Annotated in this window: 7 protein-coding genes; all 7 read left to right on the top strand. The window is 34.6% G+C overall.

The window, feature by feature from the left end; all coding sequences use genetic code 11:
- The first annotated feature begins 155 nt into the window (after positions 1-155).
- Positions 156-704, top strand: a complete 549-nt coding sequence (locus ENL20_05105; protein HHE37934.1) for a hypothetical protein — start codon at positions 156-158, stop codon at positions 702-704.
- A 190-nt stretch (positions 705-894) separates the two neighbouring features.
- Positions 895-1818, top strand: a complete 924-nt coding sequence (locus ENL20_05110; protein ID HHE37935.1) for a hypothetical protein — start codon at positions 895-897, stop codon at positions 1816-1818.
- On the top strand, positions 1803-2306 hold the full coding sequence (locus ENL20_05115) for a hypothetical protein (GenBank protein HHE37936.1): 504 nt from the start codon (positions 1803-1805) through the stop codon (positions 2304-2306). The genes ENL20_05110 and ENL20_05115 overlap by 16 nt, the downstream gene beginning before the upstream one ends.
- Before the next feature lie 185 nt (positions 2307-2491).
- Positions 2492-2917, top strand: a complete 426-nt coding sequence (locus tag ENL20_05120) for a hypothetical protein (protein ID HHE37937.1) — start codon at positions 2492-2494, stop codon at positions 2915-2917.
- Positions 2918-2924: 7 nt separating this feature from the next.
- A complete protein-coding gene (locus ENL20_05125; protein HHE37938.1) occupies positions 2925-3629 on the top strand; it encodes an ABC transporter ATP-binding protein in 705 nt (234 codons plus the stop codon).
- Positions 3630-3809: 180 nt separating this feature from the next.
- On the top strand, positions 3810-4496 hold the full coding sequence (locus ENL20_05130) for an ABC transporter ATP-binding protein (GenBank protein HHE37939.1): 687 nt from the start codon (positions 3810-3812) through the stop codon (positions 4494-4496).
- Between the two features lie 169 nt (positions 4497-4665).
- On the top strand, positions 4666-5998 hold a 1333-nt coding region (locus tag ENL20_05135), incomplete at its 3' end, for a hypothetical protein (protein HHE37940.1).

Below are 5998 nucleotides of genomic sequence, written 5' to 3' on the forward strand. Positions count from 1 at the left end.
CTCTAAAAGACAGATTCGATAAAATGAGAAACCGTTAAAACGGTTGATGTCTTTTTCTTGTTTCATTAGCCACCAACTTAAGTTGGCGGTTAATAAGAAGATAATAGATATTAACCGATTTATCGGTTTCCAAATATTCACTATCAATTTTTTATATGAAATTATTTACTAAATATTCGTCGCAAGACCTGTTATACATTGCGATCTTCAGTGCCCTGGGATTATCGGTCAAACCGATCATAACGCCCTTGATCCATTTGATCTCATCTCCTTTGATGATTCCCGGTGGTTCCTTAGCCGGTGGATTATATATGATGTGGCTGGTGCTGGCGATCGTGATCATAAAAAAACCGGGAGCCGGCTTTTTAGTAGGATTTGTGCAGGGCGTTGTCATGATCTCGATTGGCTTTTTTGGAAATCACGGAGCGGTTTCGATTATAAGTTATACTCTCCCGGGAATTACTGCTGAAATCGCTTCCTTTCTCCTGAAAAATAAGGATAATTTGTTTTCACAAATCATGCTCTGTTTATTTGCCAACATTTCCGGAACAATCGTGGTTACTATTTTGATCATGCGGCTTGCTCTGATCCCTCTCCTTATCTCATTGATTGCTGCTTCCATATCCGGTATGATCGGTGGGATTTTTTCCTATTCGATCTATAAAAAAATGATTTTTTACAGATTAGTCAGTGTTCATCGGTAAACTCACAAAGCTTGCGAACCATGTCAGGTTTTTGACTGATGGTTAAAATTTCCTCAGGAGATTGAAACCTTCGCAATGGTTGAAGATAAAACACCGACCATTACGGAGATCTAGTAAACTCAACCATCCGTAAAGTCTTGATAAATATACTGGTTGAATAGAACTGTAATTAGAAAAGAGGATTTAATAAATGAAATATTTTATCTCGTTATTCTCAGTATTTTCTATTTTATTTCTAAATTTACATTCATTAGAAATAAAAACAGACAATGAATCATTACCGATCTCGATCGAAAAGTTACAAGAATTTGAACAGCTCGAAATAACAACAACAAGGGAAAAAAATGACAAAATAAAAATCGATATATGGTCCGGAGTCGATTTAATCTCGCTTTTAAAAGTGAATGAAATCAATGACTTTGCTCAATTGAAGTTTATTTCAGATGATAATTATCTGGTTAGATTAAAGAAAAAAGAAATTCTTCAAACCAAACCGATAATTGCTTTGCAGAGAAATGGTAACGACCTTCAGATCAATGAAATCAGGCTGGTAGTTCCTGAAATGCGGGATATGTTCTGGATCCGAAATTTAAAAACTATAGAAGTCGAATTGTTGCAGGAAGCGATCTTTCCCAATACGATCTTTCTTGCAGAAAACAACCTGGAAAAGAAACAAATACGAAAAGATCCCGAACCATTCGTTGATGTTAGCGGTTATTTTTTTAATGATTTGATCGAGAACATTTTTCCTTTTCTTGATGGAGAATTCCTGATCGTAGGCAGAGATGGAGTTCAACACAATTTAGATTATCAAACATACCTGGAAAAAGCATCACTCATTTTCGAGGATGGAAAATACGATCTGAAAAGTCCGTCTATGCCAGCCGGAATGTGGATAAAAGAAATCGCTTACATTCAATTATTCGATCGAGGAATTTTGTTTATGGAACCATTCGAGAATTGGAAGCAAATCAAAGAACTTCTGAAATGGAATAATGTTCCAGATGAATTTTATTTATTTTCCGAAAATGAAAAGCAGGAAAAAAGATCAAATTTGGATTTCCGTGATCCGATTTGGGAAAAAGCACTTAAAATCAAATGGATAGAAAAATAAAGATCAATTTTACTGGAATTGTAATTGTCGCAATTCTGGTTCTTCTTCTGTTCTTATCAGCATGTGAAAGTAATGGGATCATATTAACCGGAAATATTTCAGCTGGAGCGAAAATCACTGAATCAGGAAAGTTAGCACAACTCCTCAAGGAAAAAGCTCCTTTTACTGAATATGCTTTGTTGATCGGAGCAGATGGAACTGCTGCTTTGATTTCAGAAATATCGTTTTCAGAAATTCAACTGAAAAAAGATAAAAATAGCTGGTATTCTTCCTCGGAATTGCTTCCACCGGTTTGCAATATCACTGATATCAGAGAGATTTGTATTTATCAACCGGTAAAAAGAATTATAGATATCAAGACTGAAAAAAATGGAAAGATACTATTATTTTCCGAAAGAATAAAAGATTTCGAATTATTAGGAGAATCTCAAAAAAATGGTTATCCGGTCAGAAAATATAAAATCAAAAAACAGGAAATTGAATACTGAAAACACAGAAAGAACACCGAAATGAAAAAAAATACTTGTTCCCATATTTTATTTGAGAACACAATTATTAAAGAAATTGTATTTCGAATGTTTTTCGTCTTATCTTATGAAAAAAAAACAAAGTAAAACTTTTCCAAAAATCGCATTCCCAAATGGAATTTGGGAACGAGAATAACGAGGGAAAATTGAAAAAAATCATAATCATACTTGCAATTTTAGTAATTCTTCTTGTCGCTTTATCGATCATCCGGCAAAAGCAGAATGAAAATTTTGCAGGAATTATGATTGAGCATAAAGATCAGATTTTCAAACTCTCATTCGACAGATTTGAAAAACTTAACAGAGAAAATTTCGTCACTTTGAGTGGTGATGAATTTCAGGGAATACGAATAGATAAAATCCTCGAATACTTTAAAATCGATTCGAGTTCGATCCCGAAAATAAAATTCATTTCCCGCGATGGTTTGCGAGCAACTATAAAAAAAGCTGAAATTGAAGAAACATATCTTGTTCTCAAAGAAAAAAATAATGAGCAATATTTTCGTCTGATCATTCCTGAAGATGAATTCAAACAGAGATGGATAAAATATGTTTCAAAAATAGAGTTATAGCAATTTAATGACAAACCTGAAAATTCAAGACCTGTCCTTTCGTTATACCAAAGATACTGCCTGGTTATTAGAAAATTTTAATTTCGAAACAGAATCCGGAGATATCATTGCTGTTAAAGGTAGCAGCGGATCCGGTAAAACAACCTTATTGAACATTTTATGCGGAGTGATCCCGAAAATGATCTCCGGAGATTTTCACGGAAAGGTCTTTATTTCCCATGAAGATCTAAAAAATCTAAGTTTACCGCAGATTTCTCCAAAGATCAGCTTACTTATGCAGGAACCCGAAAATCAACTTTTTTTTCCTCTCGTGGAATTGGAATTGGCTTTTGGTCCTGAAAATTTATTGGTCGAACCTGAAAAAATTAAGCGGAGAATCGATGATTCATTGCAGAAACTTGAGATCGAGGATTTGCGATTTGAAAATACGGCTGATCTATCTTTTGGTCAGAAAAAACTGATTGCTTTTACATCCCTTCTTACCTTGTCTCCTGATATTTATTTATTGGATGAACCTTCAGCAGGATTATCTGATAAATATGTTCAAATTATGAAAAATATAATAACAGAACTTTCAAGATCAGGGAAAATCATTTTTATAGCCGACCACATGGAAAAACTTTTAGAAATTTCAAATAAAGAGATAAATTTGAATAACTCGAGTTCAGAGGAGCGAAGTGAGACTGGACTTGAGTTAGTGACATCTTACTGAACTCCATCGAACTAAAGTTGATGAAGTCCAGTCAGATAGTATTCTGAAAAAGAGGAAATCAATAACGATGAAAATAAATCAGAATAACACCACAATTGTTTACTCCGGCTTTTGACGGACATTGTGGTGATGTGAAGTTCAAAAGATTTTCTATCACTATTTTATTTATCACGGCGTTAGATGGAATGGTTTTTTAGAATAATTATGATTAAAAAAATGAAAATAATCTCTATTAACGATCTTTCCTTCAGTTATCAAAATAAAATAATTTTCAAAAATGTAAATCTGGAGATCGAAACCGACAAGATTACATTTCTGACTGGCAAGAACGGAAGCGGGAAAACAACTTTCTGCAGGATATTAAGCGGTTTGGAGAATAATTTTAAAGGACGGATTTTATTTGAAGACAAGGATGTTACAAAACAAAAAGTCTATGAAAAAGCAAAGCAAATAACTTTTTTAAAACAAGAACCATTGGCAAATTTGATCGCTTCAACTCCTGAAGAAGAACTTGCTATCTGGCAAAATAAATTTCTGGCAAAAGATTCGCATAAACAGCAAAATGAAAGAAATAATATTTTGAATCAATTCGATCTTTTACTTTTGAAAGATGAACCGATCTGGGAATTAAGCAGCGGACAACTGAAAAGAATTGGTATCTCAGCCCTTAATCTGGAATGGAAAAAATTCTGGATATTGGATGAACCGACAGCAGGTCTCGATCATGTTCAGATCGAAAAATTAAAGAATATATTTCAAACCAGGAGAAATAATGGTTTCGGAGCTTTGATCGTCTCCCATAGGGAAGACCTCTTTAGAGAATATTCTGATAAAATATTAAGGATAAATAATTTTCAAATTCTATGAATTCGAAATTATCTTCTTGTCTGGCATTCCCAAACAGGAGTTTGAGAACGAGGAGACAACAGAGTTCTGGCATTCCCAAACAGGAGTTTGAGAACGAGGAGACAACAGAGTTCTGGCATTCCCAAACAGGAGTTTGGGAACGAGTAGAAATTATCAAATATGAGGAGAAATGAAAAAAACTTTCTTTGTGATGTTTGTGTTCTTTTCAACTTTAATTCTTGCAGAAGAAGTGGATTCTCTACTAACTTCAAAATCAAGATATTATGAATTAGAAGGTATCAGAGTCGTTGCGGAAAAACCGCAGCAATCAATCGGCTCGATCGAAGTAAAAAAATTCAATTCCCAAAATGCAATGACTGAAATAAATTTAGCAGAATCTGTCGCAGATATGAATGGAGTTGATCTGACAATTGGAGGAAAAGGAGAAAGCAACCTCAGGATTCGCGGTTTTGATAAAAAAGAGATCAAGATCATGATCGACGGTAGACCGTTATCTTCAGGATATTTCGGAAATCTCGACCTGCAGTTACTTCCACTTTCTGATATTGACCAGATCCAATTGATCAAAGGTCCGGTTTCCGCACTTTACGGATTCAATACAATGGGTGGTGTATTAAACCTGATCACAAAAAAACCCGGCAACAAATCCTGGATCAAACTCACAACTCAATTCAGAAGAAATAATACTAATTCGATCAGTTTATCAAGTTCAAGAGAGTTGGAAAAATTCAGTTACTGGCTATTTGCTTCCAGAAATAACACGGACGGTTTTATGCTTCCGGAAGAATTGAAGCCTGTAAATTCCGAAGCGGAACTGGTTGAGAATGGAAAAGTAAGGGATAATTCCGATCGGGAACAATATGATTTCCAGATGAAATTGAACTGGAAGATATTCGATTTTCATAAATTTGGGATTACAGCAGGTTATACATTTATGGATGAAAAGGGAAATCCGGCTTCTATCTATCAATCAACCGATGAAAACTACAGCAGGATCTTCGATTGGAAACGCTATCAATTGACCGGGATCAGTTCTTTCCAGTTGCGATATAACCTTAAATCTGCTTCGAGTATTTATTTTGATTCTTACGAAGATACTTACAAAAGATTTGCGGATAATACCTATTCGGAAATAACTTTGAATTCTCTGATCGAAAACTGGACTTTTGGATTTAGTCAGAATTTTGAATGGCAGCCATTCGATATTCTGAAAATACTTTCAGGTTACAGGGGAGAAAAACAGGTTTATAACCGCAAAGACGATCAAACCTATCTTGATTGGACTTCCAATAATCAGCATCTTCATCATACTTTTGTTCAGAATGAACTTTCTGTCTGGAAGAATATTACAATAACTGCCGGCTCCGGTATTTCATTTTTTACCCAGAAACATCGGGAAAAAGCAATCAGTAATTTCGAGCCTGTTTTAGGATTGTATTTTGACGATCATAAAACTTCTTTCTCCGCAGCATTCTCAAGAAATAGTAAATATCCAACGATGC

This window comes from Candidatus Cloacimonadota bacterium (assembly GCA_011372345.1).
Classification (GTDB): domain Bacteria; phylum Cloacimonadota; class Cloacimonadia; order Cloacimonadales; family TCS61; genus DRTC01.

Excerpts from the sequence above, each read along its gene's own strand:
- ENL20_05105 (HHE37934.1), top strand. The coding sequence starts at position 156 with ATGAAATTATTTACTAAATATTCGTCGCAAGACCTGTTATACATTGCG.
- ENL20_05110 (HHE37935.1), top strand. The coding sequence starts at position 895 with ATGAAATATTTTATCTCGTTATTCTCAGTATTTTCTATTTTATTTCTA.
- ENL20_05115 (HHE37936.1), top strand. The coding sequence starts at position 1,803 with ATGGATAGAAAAATAAAGATCAATTTTACTGGAATTGTAATTGTCGCA.
- ENL20_05125 (HHE37938.1), top strand. The coding sequence starts at position 2,925 with ATGACAAACCTGAAAATTCAAGACCTGTCCTTTCGTTATACCAAAGAT.
- ENL20_05130 (HHE37939.1), top strand. The coding sequence starts at position 3,810 with ATGGAATGGTTTTTTAGAATAATTATGATTAAAAAAATGAAAATAATC.